Source organism: Streptomyces sp. NPDC002577 (assembly GCF_053594815.1).
Genome location: NZ_JBSFWK010000012.1, coordinates 115,907 through 140,447 on the forward strand (window position 1 = coordinate 115,907; position 24,541 = coordinate 140,447).

A 24,541-nucleotide genomic window follows, 5' to 3' on the forward strand; every position below is an offset into this window, starting at 1 on the left:
GAGCTACGCCCGGTCAAGTTCGCGGTGAACCGGCCCTCACGGAAGCTGCGTGCAGCCACTTCGCACCCGCTACTGCATCCTCCCGGGCCGTCGAGCGTATCGACCCAGGCCCGACCACCGGGCCTGCCAGACACGCCGCCAGTATGTTCATACCGATCTAAGGGCAAGGCGCCGACCGTCGGCCGTGAGAGCGTCGAGGACGTATCTCCTCGTCCGCGACCACGGCGACGCGTCCGCCGGCCGCGAACCGAGGCGACGGAACGTTCCCAGTCACGCTCGACGCCCCCGGATAGGCCACACACGAGGGCGCCGGCGCCACCCACGCACCATTGGCAACCGCTCTATACAGCCCGCAGTCGCCGCGTACCGCCACTCCCGCGCCGACAAGGGGACAAACAGGACGCCGGGCGCCCCGCCCGCACCCCCTCCGACCTGCACAGCGCCCGCGGATAGCGTTCAACATCTTGATGCACTGCCCACTCAGACGGGGAGCGCTCGCAGTCAAGGGGACGCCGAATTCGGACAAGGGGTCGACGCTTCACACGACCCCCTTTGAAGAACTGGGAGCAAACCGACCCCTTGACCAGTAAAAGCTGGGAGCAGCAGGCCCGCCGGACTGGGAGCATGACCATCTCGACCGGATCGGGCGATCGGCGGTCAACATCAATTGACGCCACCGACGGGGACTGGGAGCGATGGGAGCAATTGGGAGCGACGAGGGCTCCCAGTTTGCTCCCAAACACGCGTTAGGGGCCACTCCGAAGAGCGCCCTAACCTGCGGAAACTTCCGACATCTCTGTCGGGACGACAGGATTTGAACCTGCGACCCCTTGACCCCCAGTCAAGTGCGCTACCAAGCTGCGCCACGTCCCGGTGCTCGTATGACCTGGGCTTTCCCCTGGCCGAACGCGCACGGAAACCATACCGCACTCCGGCCCGTGGTCGCTCACGGCTTTGCGCGCGGCGGCATTGACGCGGGCCGCCGCCCGCCTCCGTGCAGCCCGCGCGACCTGCACAGACGGGCTCCTTCGGAGCATGCGCACGCGGGCAGCGGGAGACGTCGCAGGCTCGCCCTGCCACGTGTCAGTCGGTGACCGGCAGGCCCAGCTCCGGGTACGCCTCGAGCAGGCGGCTCGGTGCGGCCTGGCGCCAGGAGTCGGCGAGGATGTCGTGCAGCTCGCCGTCGTCCTCGAGTACGCCGAGACGCACCCGGACCCATGCGAAGCCCGCCTCGTGGTCGGCGATCCAGAACTTCCCCGGCTCCGCGAGGACCAGCTCGTCGCGCTCCTCCTTGGGGCAGCGGACCGCGATGGAGGTCTCGTCCTCGGGCAGCGTGGCGAACATCTTTCCGGCTACCCGGAAGGTGGGCATGGCCCAGGCGATCTTCTCCGTCGTATCCGGCAGCGAGAGGGCGATGCGGCGTACGTCGTCTGCGTCTGGCATGACACGAACCGTAGCCAACGCCACTGACATTCCCCGCAGGGAAGCCAAAGCCTCATTCACCCGCCCCGGCGAGCGCCGCCATCCACCTCCCCGGCGGAAGCCGTCATCGCCCTCCCCTCGTCGCATTGCGGTCACACCCTCCCCGACTGCGTCATGCGCCGGGCTGCATCGTCCCCTGTTTCACGTGCTTCACCTGCTTGTAGAACACCGTCGTCGGATGCAGCGTCCCGGCCGGGTCCGTCGCGAAATCCGGGATCACGCCGGCCTCGGTCCACCCTGCCGCGCGGTACAGGGACTCGGCGGGGCTGGCGGTCTGGGTGTCGAGGATCAGCAGGGTCACGCCTGCGGCGGCCGCGGCGCGTTCCGCGGTGGTCAGCAAGGTGCGGCCGAGCCCCCGGCCGCGTGCCGTGCGGTGCACCATGAGTTTGTTGACCTCGGCGCGGTGCCGTCCGTTGGGCTTGTCGACGAAGGCGACGCTGACCGTTCCCATCACACGGTCGCCGTCCCGCGCGGTCCAGACGGCGAGGCGGTCGTCCGCCACCGCGGGGGCCAGGCTCCGCCACCAGTCGGCGGCCGCGGCCGGCTCGAAGGGTGCCAGGAACCCGAGGGAGGATCCGCCGGCCACAACGTCGCTGAGGAGGTCGCCCAGGGCATCCGCGGCGGAGAGGAGTTCCGCCGCCGACAGCCGCTGTATCCGAGTCGGCATCGTCGTCATGGCGCGACCACCACCAGCGCGTACCGCACCGCGTTCGGCCCGGGGCAGTGGAAACGGGTCGGCCCCCACACCCGGAAGCGCAGGCAGTCGCCGCCGTGCAGGACGTGTTCGCCGCCTTCAGCGGTGAGGTGCAGCGTCCCGTCGAGGACCCAGACGTGCTGCTCCAGACCCGGCACGGAAGGCCGGTCGTAGGCGATGTCGGCGCCCGCCTCGAGCAGGCCCTCGACGATCTCGCCGCGCAGGCCCGCGAGGGGCGGTGACACCGCCCGTCGTACGAATCCGGAGGCGCGGTCCGTCCACACAGCCTGGTCGGCCGCGCGCACCACCTGAGCCGGTTCCGCCTCGACCTCGCTCAGCAGCTGCGACATGGTGCGCTCATAGATGGCGCAGATCCGGTTGAGGAGGGAGGCGGTGGGGCTGATCTCCGCACGCTCCGCGCGGGACAGCGTCGAGCGGCTGATTCCGGTCCGTTCCGCCAGCTCGCCCAGGGACCAGCCCCGTTCGGCGCGCAGTTCCGCCAGCCGCGCCGCGAGCCGGACATCGACCGGATCGGCTTCGGGTGCACTCAGATCCTGTTTCATATTCGGGAGGCTATCCCATATGTGAGACAAGATCTGCCTGAAACAGGCCACTGTCAGATGCCGCCGGCCTCCCGCGCCTGGATCTGTTCGGTCAGCTCCGCCGCCATCGACTTGATCGTCTCGAGTCCGGCCCTCCCCCAGCGGTGCGGCTCGGTGTCCACGACAGACACGGTGCCGAGCGCGATGCCGGTGCGGTCGATGAGCGGGGCGCCCATGTACGAGCGGATCCCGATCTCGTCGACGACCGGGTTCCCGGCGAACCGTGGAAAGTCGCAGACGTCCTCCAGGACCAGCGCCTTGCGTCGGACGATCACATGGGGGCAGAACCCGTGGTCCCGGACCATGTATCGGTTCGCCGGAGGCGCACCCAGCGGCCCGGTGGCGCCGTGTCCGCAGCCGGGCGCGTGCAGTCCTGCGAAGAACTGACGGTTCTCGTCGATGAAGTTGACCCCGGCGTACGGCGCCCCGGTAACCTCGGCCAGCCGGTCCGCGAACGCGTCGAGTGCGGGCTCCGGCCACTCCCCCAGACCGAGCGAGCGCAGCCGTTGCATCCGCGCGGGGGCCTCGTGGTCCACGGGCGTCAGAAGGAGAGGCGCCGCGGATCCGGGCGGGTGGTACCTCATGTGTGGGCTCCGTGTGCTCCGTGGGCTCCATGGCTCGGCGCGTGGGACGGGGCGTGGGCCAGCAGATGCTTGACGAGGGTCAGCAGCGTCTGGATGGCGGAGCTGGAGATCCGGGCGTCGCACCGCACCACGGGCACGCGCGGATCGAGGTCTATCGCGGCACGCACCGCCTCGGGGTCGTAGCGGTACGCGCCGTCGAAATCGTTGATCGCGAGGATGAACCCCAGGCCGCGTTCCTCGAAGAAGTCGACGGCCGCGAAGCAGTCCTCGAGTCGCCGGGTGTCGGCGAGGATCACCGCCCCGAGGGCACCCTCGGAGAGCTCGTCCCACATGAACCAGAACCGCTCCTGCCCCGGCGTGCCGAACAGGTAGAGCACGTGCTGCGGGTCGAGGGTGATCCGCCCGAAGTCCATCGCGACGGTCGTCTCGACCTTGTTCTCGATGCCCTCCAGGCTGTCGGTCGCCGCACTGGCCGTGGTGAGCAGCTCCTCCGTGCTGAGCGGCGCGATCTCGCTGACCGCGCCCACGAAGGTCGTCTTGCCGACCCCGAACCCGCCCGCGACAAGGATCTTCAGCGCGGTCGGGAAGGGGTCAGAGCTGTCGTCGTAGTCCATCGAGCACTGCCTCCAGCAGGGACCGGTCAGTGGGGTTGTGGTAGAAGTCGGGGGGCTTGGTGGTGAGCGCCCCGCAGACGACGAGGTCGGAGAGCAGGACCTTCGTGACTGCTGCGGGAAGCTTCAGGTGCGCGGCGATCTCCGCGACCGACAGCGGGCCCTCGCACAGGTCGAGGACCTGCCGGTGTTCGGGTCCGAGATAGCCGAGCGGCTTGGTCCCGGTGGTCATGAACTGCGACAGCAGGTCCAGGGCCGCGGACGGACGGGTCCGGCCATCACTGACCGTGTAGGGGCGGACGAGCCGTCCGGCCGCCCCGTCCAACCACGGCCCGTCCTGCGGCGCCGCCACGCTCAAGGCCTCATCGCCGAGGGATCGGCGACGGGCTGCCGAGGTGCTGTCACCAGATACGGACGAACACTCTTGACCAGCATCGCCATCTCGTATCCGAGCACGGCCGCATCCGCCTCGCGCCCGGCGAGTACGGCCAGGCAGGTGCCGGAGCCGGCGGTGGTGACGAACAGCAGGGTGGAGTCGAGCTCCACGACGACCTGGCGCACCTCCCCGCCGTCCCCGAAACGGACACCCGCGCTGCGGCCCAGCGAGTAGAGGCCCGAGGCGAGCGCGGCCATGTGGTCCGCGCTGTCGGGGTCGAGGCCGTGGACGGACTTCACTAGACCGTCGGAGGACAGCAGCACGGCGCTTCTGGTGTGCGGCACGCGCTGCACGAGGCCGCTCATCAGCCAGTCGAGATCGGAAACATGGCCGGTCGGCACATCGCTCGCCATGGGGGGATCGACTCCTTGGGGTAGTCCGAAGGTCTGCGGGAGCGGGGGTTGCGGGACATGTGTGCGGGACGGGTGTGCAGCACACGCGTGGGGACATGTGCATGGAGACGTGCAGGGGGTGGAGCGAGTCAGCCGGTCGGTTCGCCCCCGTCGTACCGGGCGCCGGAATGGTGGCCAGGTGCCCGACCATCTGCCTGGTCGTGTGCGTACTGCGCCTCGGCCAGACCGATGCCGCGCCGGAACGCGGCCATGAGTCCCGGATCGTGGCAGACGGGTTCCTCATCGCGGCGTGGGAGCCGCCCTTCCCTGAGCTGCGGCACCAAGTGCTGCTGGGCGCGGCGCCTGGGAAGTCGCGGCCGCTCCCCGGTGGTCTGCATCGTTTCCGAGCGGGGCGTGAGCAGGGTGGAGGCGTGCTCCGCCGGGACCTGCCGGTCCTCGGACCGGATGCCGGGCATGGCCTCGGCGATGCTGGGGCGGTGCTCCCGGGCTCCGCGGACGGGCAGGGGCGCGAGGCCTTTCGCGGGTCGGGGGGTTGGTGCGGCGGGCTGATCGGTCGTCGTATCGGCCGGGTCCTGGGCCGGGCGGTCCAGGCGGTCCAGTGTTCCGTTGGCGGAGGCCACCGACAGCTCGGCTGTCCCGTCCGGTGACGGTGTGGGCCGGGGAGCCGCCACGACCGGCTGCGGCAGATTCCGGGGGCCAGGCTGCGACTCGGTGCGCTGGGGCTGGATCGGTTCATGGGCGGCCGGTTGGGGTCCCCCCTGCCGTTGCCGCGGGACGGCGAAGCGCGTGGCGGGCGCGGGCAGCTGGGCCGGGGCTGTGGCGACGCGGTGCCGCCCCTGCCCCTCCCGCGTGTCGCCGCCGGTGCCGCGGATCTCTGTCGGCTGCGGCGCGCAGGCCGCGGCAGGTTCCTCGACACCACGTGCCTGTGGCTGGTCCGGCTCCGCACCGAGCAGGTCCTGCGGTACGACGATGACGGCCTGCACTCCGCCGTAGATGTTGGTCCCGAGGCGTACCGCGATGCCGTGCCTGCGGGCCAGTTGGGAGACGACGAACAGGCCGATCCGCCCGTCCTGGAGAAGGCTCGCGACGTTGACCTGGTCCGGGTCGGCGAGGAGGGCGTTGAGCTTGTTCTGCTCGGTGACGGGCATGCCGAGGCCGCGGTCCTCGACCTCGACGGCAAGACCGGAGGTGACCTCGCCGACACGCAGCAGGACCTGGGTTCCCGGGGCGGAGAACGCGGTGGCGTTCTCGACGAGTTCGGCGAGCAGGTGGATGACGTCGGCGACGGCGTGCCCGCGCAGGTTGCCGTCGATGGGCGGCACGAGCTTGACGCGCGAGTATTGCTCGACCTCCGCGATGGCCGAGCGCAGGACTTCGGTCATGGAGACGGGGTTGGTCCACTGGCGGCGGGAGACCGCGCCACCGAGCACGGCGAGGTTCTCGGCGTGCCGGCGGGTGCGGGTGGCCAGATGGTCGACGTGGAAGAGGCGCTTGAGCAGTTCGGGGTCCTCGACCTCGTGCTCCAGGTCGTCGAGGATCGTGATCTCGCGGTGCACGAGCGACTGGAGCCGTCGCGCGAGATTGACGAAGACCTCGACCTTCTGCTCGCTTCCGGCCTGGCTGGAGAGCTGGGCGGCCTTGACCACGGAGGCCACGGCCACGTCGTGGGCGCGGGAGAGTTCGTCGGCGAGCTGGGCGAAGTCGTCGTCCTTCGGGGCGGCCTGGGCAGGAGTACGCCGAGCCGGCGGTGGCCCGTCTCCCCTGCGCAGCGCCTCTACGACGTCACGCAGGTCGGACTGGCTTCGAGCGGCTGTGCGGCGCAGGACACCGATGCGGTCGCGGACGGTCCTCGCGGCACGATCGGCCGCGACGGCGGCGATCACGATCCCCGCCAGTGTGACCCCGACGGCTCCGGAGAGCACGGCCCACAGCGTGGGGCTCGGCGCGACACCCGTCGATCGGACGGTGAACAGCACGGCGGCGCACGCGCTCAGGGCGACCGCGACGGGGGGCAGTACCGCGATACGGAGCAGCTGCGGCCGTATGGGCAGCTGCTGCGGCACGGCACGGCCGCCCGGATTGCCGTGCCGCCCGCCTTCACGGCGGTCTGCACGTGCGGCCGGTGCACGAAGGTGAGACATCAGCGTCCTCGTACGAATGCTTAAGGTGCGTCGGGGTGCGTGGGGGTACTTCGCGTTGCGTGGGGGTACGGCGGAGTGGTGCGGAGTGGGCGTGGTGCGCCTGCGCGCTCCGGCGTACGGCGCGACTCAGGCATGCGGCATCGCAGTGCCGTGCGTGAAGCCGGGCAGGGCCCTGCGTCGCGCCACGAACACTGACGGTAGTCGCCAACTCATCATGTGCGTCGGGCAGTTGACAAACTGGGGTGGGCAACGTCCCGCTCTGGTGTGACGCTTCGAGCGACAGTACGAAATTCAGACCGGACCGGCGTTCGCATCACGACACCACGTCCGCATGACGCTCAGCGGCATCCTGGGCCACGTACGACGAGACGGGCGCGGTCTCGTACGTCCCGACGCCCGTCGAACAGATCGCGGCGTTCATCGACAGCCTGGAACTCGTGGAGCGCCGACTGCGGAACGCCCTACCGGAACCGCCCTGCTGGTCACACGCTTGATGCCGACCAGGACCTGGTAGCGCTCTCGTCCGGCGAACTCCGCCATGTCCCAGACCGCCGGGCGTCCTGCCTCTGCACACAGGTGCAGGACCTGTCCCTCGCTCGACCACACCCCGACGTGCGCGCCGTACGCATCGTCCGTGGCGTTGAACAGCAGCAGATCCAGCGGCCGCGCCTTCGGAACGCGGATCGTGGACCGCGTATCGCTCCACAGGTCACTCGAACGCACATCTGGCGGAGCCAGGCCGAAGTGCCGGAGCACCTCGTAGGCGAACAGCTGGCAGTTCGCGCCCGCCGCCAAGCCGGGCCGTCGCGCCACGGCCGGCGACCCCGGAAAGCGGTGGCCCACGTAGGGAACGCTCCAGAGCGAGGACGGGAGTTGGTCGAGCACCGGCCCTCCCCACGGACCACTAGGGCAGAAGGCGGCAGTTCAGTCGGCGTCGGTCATGCAGTGTGTCAACAGGTCGGCGGTGACCGGATCCACCACTCGGTAGCGGACGACGCGTCCCTCCTTCTCGCCTGCCACGATGCCGGCGGCGCGGAGCAGGCGCAGGGCCTGCGACACGGCCGGGTCGTTCATACCGGTCGCGACCGCGAGGTCGGAGACGGCGAGGGGCCCCGTCTGCTGCAGGGCCAGCAGGAGAGCGAGGCGCCCGGGGTCGGCGAGCAGCGAGAAGCGCTCGGCCCAGGCGCGTACGCGGCGGGGCTCACCGATGGCAGCGATGGCGTCGCAGACCCGGTGGCCGTCGATGGTCCGGCGGTCGGCGCGCTCGGCGGGAACTAGATGCATGGGGTCATCTTTCCAGGAAGCCGAATGTGACATTGCATACCTGCGTAGCTGTGCAGCTATGCAGGAGCGGGCCTCCGCCTCTACGGTGGTGAGGCCGTGGTGTTCGGGAAGACCGGTGAAAACCCTGAGGAGTTGGCGGGGTTCAGGCCGGAGCGGCCCTCGCCACTGTGATCGGGGAGTTTCCGTCCCAGTTGAGAACGGTCACTGTCCGCCGCAAGGCGGGTGGGAAGGCCGGGGCGGACACGGCGACCCGTAAGCCAGGAGACCGGCCACGGCATCTCACGAAGTGATCCACGAGGTGCTGGAGCGTGACCGAATGACCCTGCCCACCGGGCCTGCCACTTTTCACTGGCGACGCGAGGACACCGTCCGTACCGCCGGACTCCTGGCGGTGATCGCCGCCCTCCATGTCGTCGCCTTCGGCGTACTGTTCCTGCTCGTCGTGCCGGAGCACTACGAGGTCGGTTCCAAGGTGTTCGGCATCGGGCTGGGGGTGACCGCTTACACGCTGGGCATGCGGCACGCCTTCGACGCCGATCACATCGCCGCGATCGACAACACCACCCGCAAGCTGATGGCCGACGGCAAACGGCCGGTGTCGGTGGGCTTCTGGTTCGCGCTCGGCCACTCGAGCGTGGTCGTCGTCCTGACCGCGCTGGTCGCGGGCGGCACACAGCTCGCCGGCGCCCTCATGAACGACGACTCCCGCACCCATCAGGCCCTCGGCGTCGTCGGAACGACCATCTCCGGAACCTTCCTCTATCTCATCGCGGCGCTCAACCTCGTGGCGCTCGTCGGCATCCTGCGGGTCTTCCGGGCGATGCGCTCCGGTACGTACGACGAGGTCGAACTCGAACAGCACCTGGACTCACGGGGATTCATGAACCGCATCCTCGGCCGCTTCACCAAGTCCATCACACGCCCTGGGCAGATGTTCCCGCTCGGCTTCCTCTTCGGCCTCGGCTTCGACACCGCCAGCGAGGTCACCCTGATGGTGATGGCGGGCAGCGGCGCCGCGGCCGGACTGCCCTGGTACGCGATCCTCTGCCTGCCCCTGCTGTTCGCCGCCGGTATGAGCCTGTTCGACACCCTCGACGGCACCTTCATGAACTTCGCATACCAGTGGGCCTTCTCCAACCCCGTACGCAAGGTGTTCTACAACCTCACCATCACCGGCCTGTCCATCGCCGTCGCCTTCCTCATCGGCACGATCGAACTGGTCGGCGTGCTGCACGAAAAGCTCGACCTCGGCGACGCCGTGACCGGCTGGATCGCCGGACTCGACCTGGACAACGTCGGGTTCATCATCGTCGGCCTGTTCATCGTCGTGTGGGCCGCCGCGCTCGCGTACTGGCGGCTGGCCAAAGTGGAGCAGCGGTGGGCGGTCCACTCCGTCGAGGGCGGCTGACCTCGACGGAGCGGACCGCTCCGCTGCCGGACGCCTCGCGGGGGCCGGTTCCCTACTGGTTCTCTACTGGGACCGGGACCCCGCGCCGCGGCCTCGGGCGACCGCGTAGGCCGCCCCTGCCAGGCCCAGGACGCCCACGACCAGACCGGCGATGCCGAGGCCGCGGGCGGTCGAGTCACTGGTGTCCGAGGCGGCCGGCTGGGAGCTCCCGGAATTCTTCGAGCTCGCCGGCGACGTGGTCGCGGTGCCGCCTTCCTCGGTGCCCTTGGCGGTGAGCTTCAGCACCGGCGCCGGGTTCTCCGGCTCGTCGCCGCCCTGTTCGGTCTGCTCGATCCAGCGGGCGATCTTTCCGTCGGAGTACGTCTGCAGGGTCTTGAAGGTCAGCTGATCGGTGTCGTCGGGCAGCTGGCCGAAGGCGACGTCGAAGTCCTCGTACTGGCCGGGTGCGATTTTGCCGCCGGTCCAGGTGATCTTCGAGACGGCGTCGGTGATGGTGCCGTCGTCCGTCTTGACTGGAGTCTTCAGCTTCGTGGTGGTCACCTTGGCGGTCCAGCCGTCCTGCGGGGAGACGAGGACGCCGAGCACCGGGTGGTCGGTGGGCAGGAACACCTCCACCTTCGTGGTTCCGGCGGTGTCCTCCTCGTTGGGGACGCGGAAGGTCAAGGCGCCGTCGGTGGCGCCCTTGGCGTAGCTCTCGGGGTGGACGGTGACGTGCGCGAAGGCGGCACCGGCGGCCGTGAGCAGCCCTGCGGTGGTCAGAGCGGCAACGGTGCCGGCTCGCCGCAGGGCGACAGGTGTCAGGGACATGAGTGGCTGGTTCTCCGTACTGGGGAAGGGATGATGGGGAGTCGGGTCTGACGGGGTCAGATCGCATACGGAGTCCCCAGCGGCGGTCCACGGCGGTGAACCGCGTACCTCAGCCACTGCTGCCGCAAGGGGCGCGGCTCACCGACGGCCGGATGTACGACGCCTTGCGCGACCGGGACGCCCGGCGCCCCTTGCACCACCAGCCACCAGGCGGCAAGCCCCGGCACGAACGCGACCGCCCACCGCAGCAGCGACCACAGCGCGGCCTCACCGCGCCGCAGCCACCAGGTCATGAGGACGGCCGCCCCGAGATGGGCCGCGGTGGCATGCGGTGTCAGCGCATGAGGATGGGCCATCCGCATACCGTGCATGCCCATCACCGCGTGCGGCCGCGCAGCCTCGAACACAAGGTGCAGTCCGCCCTGGGCGGCGAGCGTCCCGCCCCCGATGCCCGCCAGCGACCGCTCCCGGCCGCCCAGCAGCCAAGCGACGGCGAACACCGGCACGGACCCGGCAGACTGCACCCACACCGGCGGCAACACGCCCGTGGCCAGCGCATGGCCCCCGGCGGCGAGCAGCACGCACAGCACGGCGAACACCGCCGCGCGCAGGCTCCGTACCGCCGGGGACGCACTCATGGGCCTGATACTGCCACGCAGAACCCCGGGGCCCTCCCCGCATCCGCGCAGCGTTACGGCCTCTGTCTCAGCCCAGTCGGTCCTTGGCCTTGTAGTAGGCGCCGCCGAACGGCAGGAACCAGGCGGTGCCGTTGTAGAAGGGCACGGGGACCTTCGGGAAGCCGAGGCCGCGCAGCGGGTTGGCCTCCGGGTGGCCGTCCATGACGTCGGCCATGGCCCGGCCCATGTAGGTGGCCATCTGGACGCCGTGGCCGCAGTAGCCCATGGAGTAGTACACGCCGCCCGCCTCGCCCGCGTGCGGCATGCGGTCCCAGGAGAAGCCGACGCTGCCGCCCCACACATAGTCGATCCGGACCCCGGCCAGCTGCGGGAAGATCTCGGCCATCTCCCGCTTCAGGATCTCTCCGCTCCTGACGTCGGAGGCGGGGTTGGACGGGGCGAAGCGGGCCCGGCCGCCGAAGGCGAGGCGGTGGTCCGGTGTGAGGCGGATGTAGTGGCCGATGTTCTTGGAGTCGACCACCAGGCGGCCGTTCGGGATGAGTTCGCGGGCGCGCTCCTCCCCCAGCGGCTCCGTGACGACGATGAAGCTGCCGACGTTGATCAGCCGTTTGCGGAACCAGGGCATCGACTTGTCGGTGTAGGCGTCGGTGGCGGCCATGACCTGCTTGGCGCGGATGGTGCCGTGCAGGGTCTCGACGAGGAATCCGCCGTCCGGCAGCCGGGTGAGGCCCGTCGCCGCGTTGCGCTCGTGGATCTGCGCGCCCGCGCGTTCCGCGGCTTCCGCGAGTCCGTGCACGTACTCGCCCACGTGCAGGCCCGCGCTGAGCGGGTCGAGCAGGGCGCCGTGGTAGTAGTCGGAGCGCAGTTCGGTGCGCAGGTCGCTCTTGCTCAGCAGCACGGTCTGGTGGTCGAAGTTCTCGGCCAGGTCGCGCTGGGTGGCCTTCATCGCCTCGAAGTGCTGCGGCTTGAAGGCGACGCCGAGCCGGCCGGAGCGGTTGAAGTGGCAGTCGATCTGCTCCTTCTGCGTCAGCTCCTCGACGACGTCGACCGCCTCGCGGAAGGCGTCGTACAGCTCGCGGGCGCGCTGCTGTCCGTACCGCTTGCGGGCCTCGCCGACGCCGATCGTGATGCCCTGGGTGCACATGCTGCCGTTGCGCCCGGAGGCGCCCGAGCCGACCTTGTCCTTCTCGACGAGGACGACCCGGGCGCCCTTGAGGGCGGTGTGGTACGCGGTGGACAGGCCGGTGAGGCCGCCGCCGACGACCACCACGTCCGCCTCGTCGGGCAGTTCCCTTCCGGACCGGTCGGGCAGGGGCGGGGCGGTGTCGAGCCAGTAGGGGATCTGCTTCATGGGAGGACTCCTGATCAGCAGCCGAGGAGGGCCGGCAGGCCGGAGAGGTCGTGCAGCTCGTCGTACGGCTGGTAGTCCGCGCTGCCGCGGCGGCCGTAGCGGTTGATCCACACCCGGCGCCTCAGGCCCAGGTCGCGGGTCGGGATGAGGTCGTACTCCCAGCCCTGGGCGGTGTGGACGACCTGCGAAGGCTCGACGCCCATGGTCTTGTACGCGTGCTCGAAGGTCTGGCGGTCCGGCTTGTACGCCCCCGCCTGCTGGGCGGTGATGACGTAGTCGAACTCGACGCCGATGTTGGCGACGTTGCGCGCGATCAGGTCGTCGTCGGTGTTGGAGATGATGGCGATCTCGTAGCGCGACTTCAGGGCGCGCAGGGCGTCCGGCACCTCGGGGAACGGGCCGAAGGCGGGGACGGCCTCGACGAGGGCGTCGCCGTCGGACGTGCGGTACTCCAGGCCGTGCAGGCGCATCGCCGTCTTCAGGCTGGAGTGCAGGACCTCGTGGTACGGGCGGTAGGGCTCGAGGACGGCCTGGAAGCGTATGACGCGGAAGTCGTCGAGGAACTCGTCGACGTCCAGGCCGTCCAGGTCGAGCCGGTCGGCGAGGACCTTCAGGGTGGTGGGGCCGAGCTGGAAGTCGATCAGGGTTCCGTAGGCGTCGAAGGTGACGATCTCTCGCATGGTGTTCAGCCTCGCTTCGGGGTGCTTCCAAGGGGTTCGGGGGCTTCAGACGACGTGTTCGCCGGGGATGACGATCTCGTCGAGTGCGGCCAGGTCGGCCTCGTCGGGGATCCAGTCGGCCGCCGCGGCGTTGGCGATGACCTGTTCGGGCGTCATGGCGCCGCAGATCACCGAGCCGACGGCCGGCAGGGCGGCGAGTCCGCCCACAGCTACCTGCAGGAGGGTGAGTCCGCGCTCGGCGCCGTACGAGGTGAGGGCCTCGACGCGGTCGAGCGCCGCGTCGGTGAGCCAGCCCTCCCTCCAGGACAGGCGGCTGCCGGGCGGAGGCTGCTCGCCGCGCCGGTACTTTCCGCTGAGCAGGCCGTTGGCCAGCGGGTAGTACGGCAGCAGGCCGACGCCGTGGCGCAGGCAGGCGGGGATCAGGTCGCTCTCCACGCCCCGGTCGAGCAGGTGGTAGCGGGCCTGGGTGGAGACGAAGGCGTCGGTGAGCTGCTCGGCCGGCAGGTTGGAGCAGCCGATGTACCGGATCTTGCCCTCGTCGACGAGCTCGTTCAGGGCGGCGACGGTCTCGTCGAGCGGGGTGACGCCGTCCGGCTCGTGGTACTGGTACAGGTCGATGCGGTCGGTGCCGAGCCGGCGGAGCGAGGCTTCGACGGCGTACCGGATGTAGGGGCGGGCGCCGCGCCGGCCGTACTCTCCGGCCTCCGGGCCCATCTCCATGCCGAACTTGGTTGCCAGGACGACCTCGTCGCGGTGGCCTTTGAGGGCCGCGCCGAGGAGTCGTTCGCCGTCGCCGCGCGAGCCGCCCCGGTCACCGAACCCGCCATACATGTCGGCGGTGTCGAACAGGGTGATCCCGGCGTCGAGGGCCGCGTGCACGACGGCGTCGGTGCCCTCGTCGTCCAGGCGGGAGCCGAAGTTGTTGCCGCCGAGGCCGACCACGGAGACGGTCGGACCGCGTGCCCCGAGCGTGCGATACCTCATGACCGGCTCCCGAATCCGATGCAGACGTTCTTCGTCTGTGTGTAGCTCGCCAGGGCTTCCAGTCCCTTCTCCCGGCCCCAGCCGCTGTGCTTGTAGCCGCCGAAGGGCAGCTCGACGCCGGTGCCGACCCCGGTGGCGTTGACGTGGACCTGGCCGGCCCTGATGCCTTCGGCCATGCGCATCGCCTTGTCGATGTCGCGGGTCCAGACGTACGAGGACAGGCCGTACGGGCTGTCGTTGGCGATGGCCAGGGCCTCGTCCGCGTCGTCGAAGCCGATGACGGTGACGACGGGGCCGAAGATCTCCTCGCGGGCGCAGCGGGCCTGGTTCGTCAGACCGGTGAGGAGGGTCGGCTCGATGTAGTAGCCGTCGGCCAGCGCGGGGTCGGACGGGGTGCCGCCGCCGATCCGCGCGACAGCGCCTTCCTCACGGGCCAGTTCCAGATAGCCCAGGACCCGGTCGCGTTGCCGGGCGGCGACGAGCGGGCCGATGTCCGGGTCCGTGAGACCCGGGCCGAGGCGCAGGGACGCGATCCGCTCGACGAGCCGGTCCAGGAATTCCTCGGCGCCGCGCTGGAGGAGCAGCCGGGTGCCCGCCGAGCAGGTCTGCCCCGCGTTGCTGAACGAGGCGCCCAGGATCGCGCTCAGCGCCAGGTCGAAGTCGGCGTCGGCGAACACAGTGAACGGCGACTTGCCGCCCAGCTCCACGACCGAGGGCACGACGTTGGCGGCGGCCGCCTGGGCGACCTTGATGCCGGTCGCCACCGAACCGGTGAAGGTGACCTGGTCGATGCCCGGGTGCCCGGCGAGCACCGCGCCCGTCTCGCCGTCGCCGGGGACGACGTTGAGTACGCCGGGCGGCAGTCCGCACTCCAGCGCGATACGGCCGATCTCCAGCGGGGTGAGCGGTGCTTCGGGCGAGGGCTTGAGCACGACCGTGCAGCCCGCGGCCAGCGCCGGGGCGGAGCCCCTCGCGGTGTTCTGGAGCGGGTAGTTGAACGGGATGATCTGGCCGGAGACGCCGATCGGCTCGCGGACGGTGTAGTCGATCAGGCCGGGGCCGAGGGGGATCGTGGTGCCGCCGAGCTTGTCGGCCACGCCCGAGTAGAACTCGAAGTATCGGGCGGCGGCCTCGACATCGGCCTTCGCCTGGCTCAGCGGCTTGCCGACGTCCTGGCTCTCGAGGCGGGCCAGCCGCTCCCCCTGGTAGCGGATCGCTTCCGAGATGCGGTGGAGCAGCCTGCCCCGGTCGGCGGCGCGCATCCGGGCCCACTCGGGTGCCGTGAAAGCCGCCCTCGCCGCGGCCACCGCCTGGTCCACGTCCGCCGACCCGGCCAGCGCGACCTGGGCGATCGCCGTACCGTCCGACGGGTCGAGGACGGTGAAGGCACGGCCGTCGACGGCGGGGACCTGCTTGCCGTCGATCAGGAGCTCGGTGAGAGGGAGTTCGCTGCTCACGCCTTGATCTCCCCCCGCACCTTGATCTCCTCCTGCACCTCGCCGAAGATGACGACCTCGTCGCCGGGGTGGACGGTGCGGATCCGGCGCACCCACAGCACGATGCCGTCCTGCGGGGCGCGGACCTCCTCCAGGGTGTTGCCGTAGTGGTCGACGATGTGGGCGATCAGGTCGCCTTCCTTGCAGCTCTCCCCCGGCTCGGCGTGCCCGACGAAGAAGCCGCCGGCGGCGGAGCGGGCGAAGGTTCCGGAGACGGCCGTGTAGGTGTCGCGCAGCTCCGCCTCGCCGTCGGTCATGCCGAGCTGCCGCATGATGTTGCGGGCGGAGTCGATGTGCAGCTCGACGGTCGACTCCCGGTAGGTGCCGCCGCCCGCCTCGATGGTGATGGCCGGCTTGCCCGCGGCGAGGGTGGGGTGGCGGACCGTGCCGCCCCATTTGCCGCCCTTCCAGATCAGCTGGTGGCCGGCGGCGAGAGCGAGTTCCGTGGCCAGTTCCTCGTAGCCGCCCTGGAGGATGGCGAGGGGGGCGATCTCGCCGAACGTGCCGCCGGTGTGCAGGTCCACCAGGGCGTCGATGGCGGGGACGACCTGCTCGACGAAGGTGGCGGCCAGGCGCAGCGAGTATGAGCCCTCCGCATCGCCGGGGAAGATGCGGTTGAGGTTCAGGTGGTCCAGGCCGCTCGATCGTGCCGCCGCCTCGAAAGCCGGGGTGTTCATGCAGGGGATGCCGACCAGCGTGCCGCGCAGCGTGCCCGGGTCGGTCTCGGCGAGGACGCGGCGGACGGCCTCCTGCCCGTCGTACTCGTCGCCGTGCACGCCCGCGTCCACGCAGAGCACCGGGCCGGGCTCGGCGCCGTTGACGACGATCAGCGGTATGCCGAGCTCCACGCCGTAGGTGCTGGTACCGACCGGGATGAGGCCCTGGGCGCGCTCGCCGCGGGCGACGGTCAGCGGACCGATGGAGTACATGAGGGTGTTCCTTTCGGAGCCGGATGCGGATACGGGTGCGGGTCTGGTCGCGGCTGTCACAGGTGGGCGGACGCCTCGTCGAGGGTCTCCGCGACGATGTCGGCGATACGGTCGAGGAGTTGCCGGTCGCTGATCAGCGGCGGCGCGATCTGTACCAGCGGGGCGGCGCGGTTGTAGACCCGGGCGAGGAGCCCGGCCTCGCGCAGCCGGCGCGGGATGAGATCGGCGACGAGCGCGGCGCGGGCGGTGTCGCTGAAGCCGCCGCCCTCGAGGTCGCCGACGAGTTCGCAGGCGTAGAAGAACCCGGCTCCGCGGACGTCGCCGACGATCGGCAGGTCGCCGAGGGAGGCCATGCGCCCCGCGAGGTGGCCCTGCTGGTCGCGGACGTTCTGCAGGATCCGGTCGCGTTCCATGATCTGCAGGCTGCGCAGGGCGATGGCCGCGCTGAGCGGGTGTCCGGCGAAGGTGTAGCCGTGGTTGAGGACCGCGCCGCGGCTGTTGATGACCTCGGTGACCCGGTTGCTGACGAGGGTGGCGCCCATGGGGGCGTATCCGGCGGTGATGCCCTTGGCGACGGTGACGATGTCCGGCCGGGCACCGTAGCGGTCCCCGCCGAACCACTCGCCGAGCCGTCCGAAGGCGGTGATCACCTCGTCGGCGACGAGCAGGAAGCCGTACCGGTCGGCCAGTTCCCGCAGTCCCGGCCAGTAGCCCTCGGGCGGGGTGATGCAGCCGCCGCGGTTCTGCACCGGCTCGGCGATCAGCATGGCGACGGTCTCCGGCCCCTCGGCCAGGATCGTGGCCTCCACCTCGGCGAGCAGACGGCTCGTGAACGTGGCGTCGTCGACGAACTCGGGTGCAAGGCCGAAGCGGATGGTGTTGGACACGAACCGGGTCTCGATCGCCGGCGGGCCGTACGGCTCCTTCAAGGCGGGATCGTCGGTGAGCGACAGGGCGCCCAGGGTCAGCCCGTGGTAGGCGCCGCGCCGGGCGATCGCCTTGGTGCGGCCCGGTTCGCCGCGCAGGGCGTGGTACCGGCGGGCGATCTTCCAGGCGGTCTCGACGGCTTCGGCGCCGCCGCCGGAGAAGAAGGTGTGCTCGATGTCCACGGGGGCGATACGGGAGAGCCGCTCGGCGAGTTCGATGGCCGTCGGGTGCGCGGAGGCGGACCACAGCGGGCTGAAGCACAGCTCGCGCAGCTGCTTGTCGGCGGCCTCGGCGAACTCGGCGGCGTAGGAGTAGCCGAGCTGGCAGCAGTACAGGCCGGAGAGGCCGTCGATGTAGCGTCTGCCGTCCGCGTCGTCGACGTACGGGCCGTCGCCGCGCCGTACGACGAAGAGGTCCTCTCCGTCGCGGCCGAGCGAGCCGTTGGGGGTCATGTTGAGCAGCAGGTGCCTGGCCGCCGATGCGGACAGCTCACCGGACGGGGTGCGGGTGCTCGTCGTCATGAGGTCTCACTTCCGGCGGGTAGGCCCACGGCGGTCTCCGTCGGCAGCAGACCGTCCTGCTTGCCGGAGCCGCCGAGCCGGCGCACCGCGGCGACCAGTGCGAGGGCCACGACGGCGACCGAGATGAGCAGCGCGCTGACGGCGGTCACCGACGGGTCGACGTCGTACTGGAGGACGTTGAAGACCTGGACCGGCAGGGTCACGGTGTCCACGGAGGACAGGAACTGGGAGATGAAGAACTCGTCGAAGCTGGTGATGAAGGAGAAGACCGCCGCGGCCACCATCCCGGGCGCGGCCAGCGGGAACGTGATGCGCCGTGCGATGGTGAGGCGGCCGGCGCCCATGCTGGCCGCCGCGTCCTCCAGGCGCTCGTCGATGCCCTTCAGCGTGGCCATGAGGATCATCACGGCGATCGGTGAGGCCAGCACGGTGTGGCCGAGGGCGATGGCGATCGGGCTGCCGAGCATCGCGGCGGGCTCGAACAGCAGGAACAGTCCGAGGGCGATGACGACCTGGGGGATCACCAGCGGGGCGAGGACCAGGCCGTAGACGGCCGAGCGCAGCGGCAGTTCGCTGCGGACCAGCGCGGTGGCGGCGGTCATGCCCAGGATGAGCGAGAAGACGGTGGTCAGCGCGGCGACCAGGGCGCTCAGCGACAGCGCGGCCGGCCACTTGCTGCCGTCGGCGAACAGCTGCTTGTACCAGCCGAGCGTCCAGGCCTCCGGCGGGAAGGAGCCGAAGGCGTCCTTGCCGAAGGAGGTGACGACGATGACGACGATCGGCAGCGCCAGGAACAGCAGGATCAGCGTCGAGAAGACGGTGAGGGTGATGCGTCCGGCCAGCGTGGAGCGGAGCTCGATCATGATGCCGCACCCCGCTTCCGGTACGCCTCGCTTGCCGACTTCAGCAGTCTCAGGAGCCCCAGCCCCGCGAAGGTGAGCAGAAGCAGGACGATGCCGAGCGCCGATGCGCCGTTCCACTGGTTCTGCTTCATGACCTGCTCGTCGATGAGCGACGCGACCATGGTCTGCTTCGGTCCGCCCATCAGGGCGGGCGTGAGGTAGTAGCCGAGGCAGAGGATGAACGACAGCACCCCTGCGTTGACCAGGCCGGGCGCGACCAGCGGCACGTAGACCCGGCGGAAGATCGTCACCCGCCCCGCGCCCATGCCGGCCGCGGCGGCGAGCAGCCGCCGGTCGACGCCGCGCATCACGGCGTACAGCAGCAGGACGGTGTAGGGAAGCATCACGGAGGTGGTGCCGATGACGACCCCGGTCTCGTTGTAGAGGAGCTGGAAGGGCGCGCCCGGGAAGTGAAGGTCCCTCAGGACGTTGTTCACCACGCCGTTGTCACCGAGCAGGATGATCCAGCCGTAGGTGCGCACCAGCGCGCTGATGAAGTGCGGGACGACCACGATCAGCATCACCAGACCGGCCCAGAGAGGCTTGAGGCGTGAGACGGCGGACGCCAGCAGGAAGCCGACGACCAGGCTCAGCAGTGAGGTCTCGGCGGAGATCCGCAGGGTGGTGAGCAGGATCTCCAGGTTGGCCCCGCGGAACGCGTCGGCGTACCAGTGCAGTGTCCAGCCACCCTCCTTGCCCTTGAGGCTGAGCAGCAGGGTGCTGAAGATCGGGTAGACGAAGAGGATCAGCAGGTAGACGACGACGGGCGCGGCGTTGAGCAGCCCGAAGCGGGTGCGGCGCTCGGACAGGGCGCGGCGCATCCGGCCTTTCGGGGAAGCGGGGGCGGTGGGCGCCGGTGCCGGTGCGGGCGCCGGGGCGAGTACGGATCCGGCCATCGGTCACCCATCGTCTTCCATGCCGGGGAAGACGCTCACGTCCTCCGGGTCCACGGTCAGCCCGACGCGCTCGCCGGGGGCGGGGGCGCGTCCGGCCGGGAGTTCGAGCCGTATGTCCTCGGTGTCAGCGCCGCCGTCCGGGCGGACGGTGACGCGCACCAGGGTGCCGACGTAGGTGACCGTCTCCACGGTCCCGGTACAGAAACCGTCGGCGGCCGGACACAGCCGCAGCCGGCCGGGCTGGACCGCGGCCCGTACCCGTGCGGCCCCCGCGAGCGTCTGCGGGCGGGCCGTCAGCAGGCCGCCCGTGTCGAGCCGTACGAGAGTGTGGTCGGCCGTGTGCTCCTCCAGGCGGCCCGGGAGGAAGTTGGCGGCGCCGAGAAAGTCGGCGACGAACGGGGTGCGCGGGCGCTCGAAGAGTTCCCTCGGGGTGTCGAACTGGTCGATCCGCCCGTCCCGCATCACCGCGATGCGGTCGGAGAGGACCAGCGCCTCCTCCTGATCGTGCGTCACATAGACGACGGTCAGGCCGAGTTCGCGCTGGATGCGTTTGATCTCGGTCTGGAGCTGGTCGCGCAGCTTCTTGTCGAGGGCGCCGAGCGGCTCGTCCATGAGGATCAGCGGCGGCCGGTAGACCAGGGCCCGGCACAGCGCGACGCGCTGCTGCTGACCGCCGGACAGCTCACGCGGGCGGCGCTGGGCCATCCCGGAGAGTCCGGCCATCTCCAGGGTCGCGCCGACCCGGCGGCGCAGCTCCGCCTTCGGCACGCCGCGCAGTTGCAGCGGGAAGGCGACGTTCTCCCACACCGTCATGTGCGGGAAGAGGAGGTACTGCTGGAAGACGAAGCCCAGGCCGCGCTTCTGCGGCGCGAGGCGGGTCACGTCACGGCCACCGACGACGACGCTGCCGGAGTCGGGCTCGCAGAACCCGGCGATCATCATCAGTGTGGTGGTCTTGCCGGAGCCGGAGGACCCGAGGAAGGTGACGAACTCCCCCGCCGCGATCTCCATGGAGACCGCGTCGACGGCAGTGACACCCCCGTATGTCTTCCGCAGCCCTTTGACGGACAGTGGTTTTCCGGTGCCGGTCCCCGGCGGCGCGACGACCGCCGGGGACGACTGCTGCTGCGACATCAGGTCGAGCTCAGGCATGCGTCCACTCCTGCCAGCGCTTGGACACGGCGTCCTGGTTCTTGATCCACCACTCGACGTCCAGGTCGAAGCCCGACTCCAGGTGTTCTGGAGAGCTGGCCAGGTTGGCGGAGGTGGTCGCGGAGAGCTTCTTGTAGGCGGCGGGCACCGTCGGGCCCATCGGGTAGATCTCGGCGAAGTGGGCCTGGACCTCGGGCCGCAGCGCGAAGTCGACGAGCTGGTAGGCGGCGTCGAGGTTGTCGGTGCCCTTGGGGATGGCCAGGCCGTTGCTCTGCCGGCGGGCGCCGTTCCACTGGTACGCCAGCGGCTGGCCCTGCTTGATGAGGTCGTCGAGGCGGCCGTGCCAGACGCTGGAGGCGACGACCTCCTTACGGCCGAGCAGCACGCCCGGGAGGGCACCGGTGTCCCAGAACTTCCTGATAGACCCCTTGATCTCGTCGAGGGCCTTGAAGGCCCGGTCCACGTCGAGGGGGTACAGCTTGTCCAGCGCCACACCGTCGGCGAGGAGGGCGAACTCGAGCTCCGGAAGGTCCGCGTCCAGTGCCTGCAGGGCGCGGTTGCCCTTGAACGTCTTGGTGTCCCAGAAGTCGGCCCAGGACTCGGGCTTCTTCCCGCCGAAGGCGTCGGTGCGGTACGCCATGACGCTGGCCCAGTAGTTCTTGCCGACCGCGTTGGAGGTGACCAGGGACTTGGCGATGCCCGCGCTCTTGAAGTTCTTCAGGCGGTCGAAGTCGAGTTCCTCGGTGGCGCCTTCCTGCTTGAAGAGGACGAAGTCGGCCATCGAGTCGTCGATGACGTCGAACTGCGGGCGGCCCTGCTTGATCTGGGCGAGCATCTGCGCGTACTCGATGTTCACCACCTTGACCTGGATCCCGGTCTCCTTGGTGAACGGCTCGTAGAGGGCCTTCTGGTTGGCGTCGCCGTAGGTGCCGCCGCTGTTGCGGACGACGAGCGTCTTGGAGCTCTTGCCGCCGCCGCTGCCGCTGTCGACGGACCGGCTGGTGCCGGTACCGCAGGCGGTCAGCGACGTCGCGGCGACGCCTGCGGCGACTCCGCCGACGCCGCGCAGGAACAGTCTGCGGTCTATCCGGACATCTCTCACCGGGGGCCTCCTGGGGGTGGGTGCGGTGCGTGGTGGAGAGGGGATGCGGGTGCGTGCTGGTGGGTCGTTCCTTCTTGCCGTGCGGGGGGCTTGGGGGGCTCGGGTTCGCCAGGGGCTCGGGTTCGTCCCGGGGTGGCCTGCAGGCGGTGTCAGCTGCCGGTGTTCCGTGGGGCCGCGATGGCGGCCAGTTCGGCGCCGGGCGCGACAGTGAGGCCGTGCATCCCGTAGAAGACACGTCCGGTGGCCGGGGTGTGGACCTTGTGCTCCTGGCCGTCGGCCGGGTCGACGACACGACCGATGACCTGCCCCTCTGTCACCTCGTCACCGAGGGCGAACTCCGGGTACCACAGGCCGGTGGCCTCCGCGGTGACACCCGCGGCCCAGACCCATTCGCATACGGGGGCGAGCTCGCCGTCAGTGCCGTCCGGGGTCTTCGCGTCCAGGACGCCGAGCCGGCGGAGCACCCCGCCGAGGCCATCGACGAGGCGGCCGGAGTCGCGTTCGCCGAGCTGACCGGTTTCCACGAGGATGGCGGGGATTCCCTGGCGGGCGGCGGCCGCATGGCTGTTGCCACCGCCGGCGTCGAGCCCGAGGATGACGTCCTCGATGCCCAGGGCGCGGGCCATGTCCGCAGCCAGGTCCGCTGTCTTCGCGTCGAGTTCGGGGTCGCCGGTGAGACGGTGGCCGACGAAGTCGCGCAGGACTTCGTCGATGCCGCCGGAGTGCAGGTCGACGTAGGCGTCGGCGCCGTCCACGAGGTGCGCGAAGAGCCAGGCGGCCAGCCGCTCGGTGGGGCCGCCGCCGGGGTCGCCGGGGAAGACGCGGTTGATGTTCACGCCGTCGAGCGGGGAGACGCTGAGCCGTCCCTGGTACACGGCCGGGGGGTTGGCGACCGGGCAGACGATCACCTGCCCGTGCACCTCGCGGGGTTCCAGCAGAGCCGCGAGCCGGGTGGCGGCGTCCACGCCGGTGAACTCGCCGCCGTGCACGCCCGCAGTGATGAGGACGCGGGGGCCCCGGCCGGCTCCGTTGACCAGGGTCAGCGGGATGTCCACGGTGAGCGTGCCCAGGTCGGCGGGGACGGTGCCGCGGGCCTTGGTACCGGACTCCGCGTGCAGCGGGCCTACGGAGAGCGTGGTGTCGTGCATGGTTCAGGCCGCCGTACGGTCGAGGGTGGAGACGAAGTCGATGGGCTGGGGCGAGGTGCCGTCCAGCGCGAGGTCCGCCGCGATGTCGCCGAAGGCCGGCGACAGCTTGAAGCCGTGGCCGGAGAACCCGGCGAGCAGCACCACGTCGTCGTTGCCGGGCAGCGGGCCGACCAGCGGGCGGCTGCTCTCGGTGTAGCCCTCCATGAAGACGGAGAGCCGGATCGGGTCGGGGTGCAGGTCCGGCATGTAGCGGCCGAGCAGTTCGGTGAAGACGTCCAGCTCCTCCGGCGCCACGGTCCGGTCCAGCTGGTTCGGGTCGTCCACCGGGCGGTGCAGGGCGCGGGACAGACCGAGCTTGACGGAGACGCCGTCGGGTGAGGGCAGTCCGTAGCAGTGGGTGGGCGCCGTGCGGATGAACGCCGGGCGCTCCTCACCCGACCAGGCGTCGGTCGTGGGCACGAACCAGGCGTTGATCAGCCGGCGGATGTCCACCTCCCACGGCAGGCCGGGCAGCAGGTCGTTGACCCAGGGGCCGACGGTGACCACGGCCGCGTCGAAGCGCTCGCTCCCCGCGTCGGTGCGGACGTCCACACCGCTGCCCGACGGCACGATCTCGCGGACCGTGGTGTAGCGGTGGATACGGGCGCCGAGTTGTTCCGCGCGGCGGGCGGCGGTGTGGATCGTGAGCTCGGGCCTGATGAACCCCGCGCGGCGATCGAGCACGGCCGCGTCGCCGCCCTCGATCCGGAACTGCGGGAAGCGCTTGGCGAGCGACTCCGCGTCGAACACCTCGTGGTCGAGGCCGTGTTCGGCGATGGACTGAAGGACGGTGGCCATCTGGTGGTGCTCGGTGGGACCCATCAGCAGGCATCCGGTGAGCCGGCGCAGCTCGCGGCCGGTCTCCTTCTGAAGCTCCTCCCAGAGGGCGTCGGCGTGCTTCAGCAGCGGAACGTACCGGGAGTCCTCGAAGTGGGCGCTGCGGAAGATCCGGGTCTCGCCGCCGGCGGCGCTGCGGTCGTGGCCCGGGGCGAAGCGGTCGTACCCGACGACCTCGGCTCCGCGGGCCGCCAGGCGCCAGGCGGCCTGGCTGCCCATCGTTCCGACGCCGACGACGGCGACGCGCTTCTTCGCAGACACGGGGATTCCTCTCGTCTCGCGGGGCGTGGATGCCGAGCGCCCGGCATACGGACTTGGAGATTCCGGAAGAGGCGGCGGATACGGGCCGCGGTTCGCACCGTCCGGGGTTCGGGGCTTCGGGGCCACTTCTTCTTTGAGCGACCGCGGGCCTTTGAGTGATTGCGGGCTGTGCCACATCGTGGAACGCTGTGCTAGAATCTGGCGTGAGAATGGCAGCGGTTTTCGGAGGGAGTCAAGGGGTGTACACACGGAACTCCCAGAGTTAACGGGGGAAAT

The 24,541-nt window shown here is 70.4% G+C and carries 25 protein-coding genes, 1 tRNA gene and 1 riboswitch; of the genes, 1 reads left to right on the top strand and 25 read right to left on the bottom strand.

Translation table 11 applies throughout. The annotated features are described in order from the left end of the window. Positions 1 to 799 precede the first annotated feature (799 nt). From ACWD4J_RS18705 to ACWD4J_RS18755, 11 genes are all read right to left on the bottom strand, one after another. Positions 800 to 873, bottom strand: a tRNA-Pro gene (locus tag ACWD4J_RS18705). 210 nt (positions 874 to 1,083) lie between these two features. After that, entirely contained in the window at positions 1,084 to 1,443 is a 360-nt protein-coding gene (locus ACWD4J_RS18710) for an MmcQ/YjbR family DNA-binding protein (protein WP_451396473.1), read from the bottom strand. Positions 1,444 to 1,594: 151 nt separating this feature from the next. Further along, positions 1,595 to 2,149, bottom strand: coding sequence for an N-acetyltransferase family protein (locus tag ACWD4J_RS18715; RefSeq protein ID WP_451396539.1), 555 nt, complete (start codon positions 2,147 to 2,149; stop codon positions 1,595 to 1,597). 5 nt (positions 2,150 to 2,154) lie between these two features. Further along, entirely contained in the window at positions 2,155 to 2,739 is a 585-nt protein-coding gene (locus ACWD4J_RS18720) for a helix-turn-helix domain-containing protein (protein ID WP_451396474.1), read from the bottom strand. Positions 2,740 to 2,792: 53 nt separating this feature from the next. Continuing rightward, the gene (locus ACWD4J_RS18725; protein WP_451396475.1) at positions 2,793 to 3,362 is read right to left on the bottom strand and encodes a GAF domain-containing protein; all 570 of its coding nucleotides are present in this window, start codon (positions 3,360 to 3,362) and stop codon (positions 2,793 to 2,795) included. Next, the gene (locus ACWD4J_RS18730; RefSeq protein WP_451396476.1) at positions 3,359 to 3,976 is read right to left on the bottom strand and encodes a GTP-binding protein; all 618 of its coding nucleotides are present in this window, start codon (positions 3,974 to 3,976) and stop codon (positions 3,359 to 3,361) included. The genes ACWD4J_RS18725 and ACWD4J_RS18730 overlap by 4 nt, the downstream gene beginning before the upstream one ends. Next, positions 3,954 to 4,325, bottom strand: a complete 372-nt coding sequence (locus ACWD4J_RS18735; RefSeq protein ID WP_451396477.1) for a DUF742 domain-containing protein — start codon at positions 4,323 to 4,325, stop codon at positions 3,954 to 3,956. The genes ACWD4J_RS18730 and ACWD4J_RS18735 overlap by 23 nt, the downstream gene beginning before the upstream one ends. Before the next feature lie 2 nt (positions 4,326 to 4,327). Next, on the bottom strand, positions 4,328 to 4,762 hold the full coding sequence (locus ACWD4J_RS18740) for a roadblock/LC7 domain-containing protein (RefSeq protein ID WP_351301008.1): 435 nt from the start codon (positions 4,760 to 4,762) through the stop codon (positions 4,328 to 4,330). Positions 4,763 to 4,890: 128 nt separating this feature from the next. Then, complete coding sequence (locus ACWD4J_RS18745; RefSeq protein WP_451396478.1) at positions 4,891 to 6,903, bottom strand: ATP-binding protein; 2,013 nt, start codon at positions 6,901 to 6,903, stop codon at positions 4,891 to 4,893. Positions 6,904 to 7,320: 417 nt separating this feature from the next. Continuing rightward, the gene (locus ACWD4J_RS18750; protein ID WP_451396479.1) at positions 7,321 to 7,788 is read right to left on the bottom strand and encodes a hydrolase; all 468 of its coding nucleotides are present in this window, start codon (positions 7,786 to 7,788) and stop codon (positions 7,321 to 7,323) included. A 39-nt stretch (positions 7,789 to 7,827) separates the two neighbouring features. Next, complete coding sequence (locus ACWD4J_RS18755) at positions 7,828 to 8,187, bottom strand: ArsR/SmtB family transcription factor (protein ID WP_451396480.1); 360 nt, start codon at positions 8,185 to 8,187, stop codon at positions 7,828 to 7,830. 80 nt (positions 8,188 to 8,267) lie between these two features. Then, positions 8,268 to 8,475: riboswitch (cobalamin riboswitch) on the top strand. Positions 8,476 to 8,503: 28 nt separating this feature from the next. Here ACWD4J_RS18755 and ACWD4J_RS18760 point away from each other — a divergent pair. Further along, positions 8,504 to 9,595 (top strand): HoxN/HupN/NixA family nickel/cobalt transporter, encoded by a 1,092-nt coding sequence (locus ACWD4J_RS18760; RefSeq protein ID WP_451396481.1) that lies wholly within the window; start codon positions 8,504 to 8,506, stop codon positions 9,593 to 9,595. A 63-nt stretch (positions 9,596 to 9,658) separates the two neighbouring features. Here ACWD4J_RS18760 and ACWD4J_RS18765 read toward each other — a convergent pair whose 3' ends face one another. From ACWD4J_RS18765 to solA, 14 genes are all read right to left on the bottom strand, one after another. Then, a complete protein-coding gene (locus tag ACWD4J_RS18765; protein WP_451396482.1) occupies positions 9,659 to 10,402 on the bottom strand; it encodes a YcnI family protein in 744 nt (247 codons plus the stop codon). Positions 10,403 to 10,458: 56 nt separating this feature from the next. Then, the gene (locus ACWD4J_RS18770; RefSeq protein WP_451396483.1) at positions 10,459 to 11,040 is read right to left on the bottom strand and encodes a hypothetical protein; all 582 of its coding nucleotides are present in this window, start codon (positions 11,038 to 11,040) and stop codon (positions 10,459 to 10,461) included. A gap of 67 nt (positions 11,041 to 11,107) precedes the next feature. Then, complete coding sequence (locus tag ACWD4J_RS18775; protein ID WP_451396484.1) at positions 11,108 to 12,391, bottom strand: NAD(P)/FAD-dependent oxidoreductase; 1,284 nt, start codon at positions 12,389 to 12,391, stop codon at positions 11,108 to 11,110. 14 nt (positions 12,392 to 12,405) lie between these two features. After that, a complete protein-coding gene (locus ACWD4J_RS18780) occupies positions 12,406 to 13,071 on the bottom strand; it encodes a haloacid dehalogenase type II (protein ID WP_451396485.1) in 666 nt (221 codons plus the stop codon). 45 nt (positions 13,072 to 13,116) lie between these two features. Beyond that, positions 13,117 to 14,055, bottom strand: a complete 939-nt coding sequence (locus ACWD4J_RS18785) for an aldo/keto reductase (protein ID WP_451396486.1) — start codon at positions 14,053 to 14,055, stop codon at positions 13,117 to 13,119. Next, positions 14,052 to 15,512 (bottom strand): aldehyde dehydrogenase family protein, encoded by a 1,461-nt coding sequence (locus ACWD4J_RS18790; protein ID WP_451396487.1) that lies wholly within the window; start codon positions 15,510 to 15,512, stop codon positions 14,052 to 14,054. The genes ACWD4J_RS18785 and ACWD4J_RS18790 overlap by 4 nt, the downstream gene beginning before the upstream one ends. Continuing rightward, on the bottom strand, positions 15,509 to 16,480 hold the full coding sequence (locus ACWD4J_RS18795; RefSeq protein WP_451396488.1) for a succinylglutamate desuccinylase/aspartoacylase family protein: 972 nt from the start codon (positions 16,478 to 16,480) through the stop codon (positions 15,509 to 15,511). Before ACWD4J_RS18795 ends, ACWD4J_RS18790 begins: the two co-directional genes overlap by 4 nt. 56 nt (positions 16,481 to 16,536) lie before the next feature. After that, positions 16,537 to 17,928 (bottom strand): aminotransferase class III-fold pyridoxal phosphate-dependent enzyme, encoded by a 1,392-nt coding sequence (locus ACWD4J_RS18800; protein ID WP_451396489.1) that lies wholly within the window; start codon positions 17,926 to 17,928, stop codon positions 16,537 to 16,539. After that, the gene (locus ACWD4J_RS18805) at positions 17,925 to 18,791 is read right to left on the bottom strand and encodes an ABC transporter permease (protein WP_451396490.1); all 867 of its coding nucleotides are present in this window, start codon (positions 18,789 to 18,791) and stop codon (positions 17,925 to 17,927) included. Before ACWD4J_RS18805 ends, ACWD4J_RS18800 begins: the two co-directional genes overlap by 4 nt. Continuing rightward, positions 18,788 to 19,726, bottom strand: a complete 939-nt coding sequence (locus ACWD4J_RS18810; RefSeq protein ID WP_451396491.1) for an ABC transporter permease — start codon at positions 19,724 to 19,726, stop codon at positions 18,788 to 18,790. Before ACWD4J_RS18810 ends, ACWD4J_RS18805 begins: the two co-directional genes overlap by 4 nt. Positions 19,727 to 19,729: 3 nt before the next feature. Beyond that, positions 19,730 to 20,878 carry an ABC transporter ATP-binding protein gene (locus ACWD4J_RS18815; protein ID WP_451396492.1) on the bottom strand — a complete coding sequence of 383 codons (1,149 nt, stop codon included), beginning with the start codon at positions 20,876 to 20,878 and terminating at the stop codon, positions 19,730 to 19,732. Then, positions 20,871 to 21,980, bottom strand: a complete 1,110-nt coding sequence (locus tag ACWD4J_RS18820) for an extracellular solute-binding protein (protein ID WP_451396493.1) — start codon at positions 21,978 to 21,980, stop codon at positions 20,871 to 20,873. Before ACWD4J_RS18820 ends, ACWD4J_RS18815 begins: the two co-directional genes overlap by 8 nt. 149 nt (positions 21,981 to 22,129) lie before the next feature. Then, positions 22,130 to 23,128 (bottom strand): succinylglutamate desuccinylase/aspartoacylase family protein, encoded by a 999-nt coding sequence (locus ACWD4J_RS18825; protein ID WP_451396494.1) that lies wholly within the window; start codon positions 23,126 to 23,128, stop codon positions 22,130 to 22,132. Between the two features lie 3 nt (positions 23,129 to 23,131). After that, on the bottom strand, positions 23,132 to 24,265 hold the full coding sequence (gene solA / locus ACWD4J_RS18830) for an N-methyl-L-tryptophan oxidase (protein WP_451396495.1): 1,134 nt from the start codon (positions 24,263 to 24,265) through the stop codon (positions 23,132 to 23,134). Between the last annotated feature and the right edge of the window lie 276 nt (positions 24,266 to 24,541).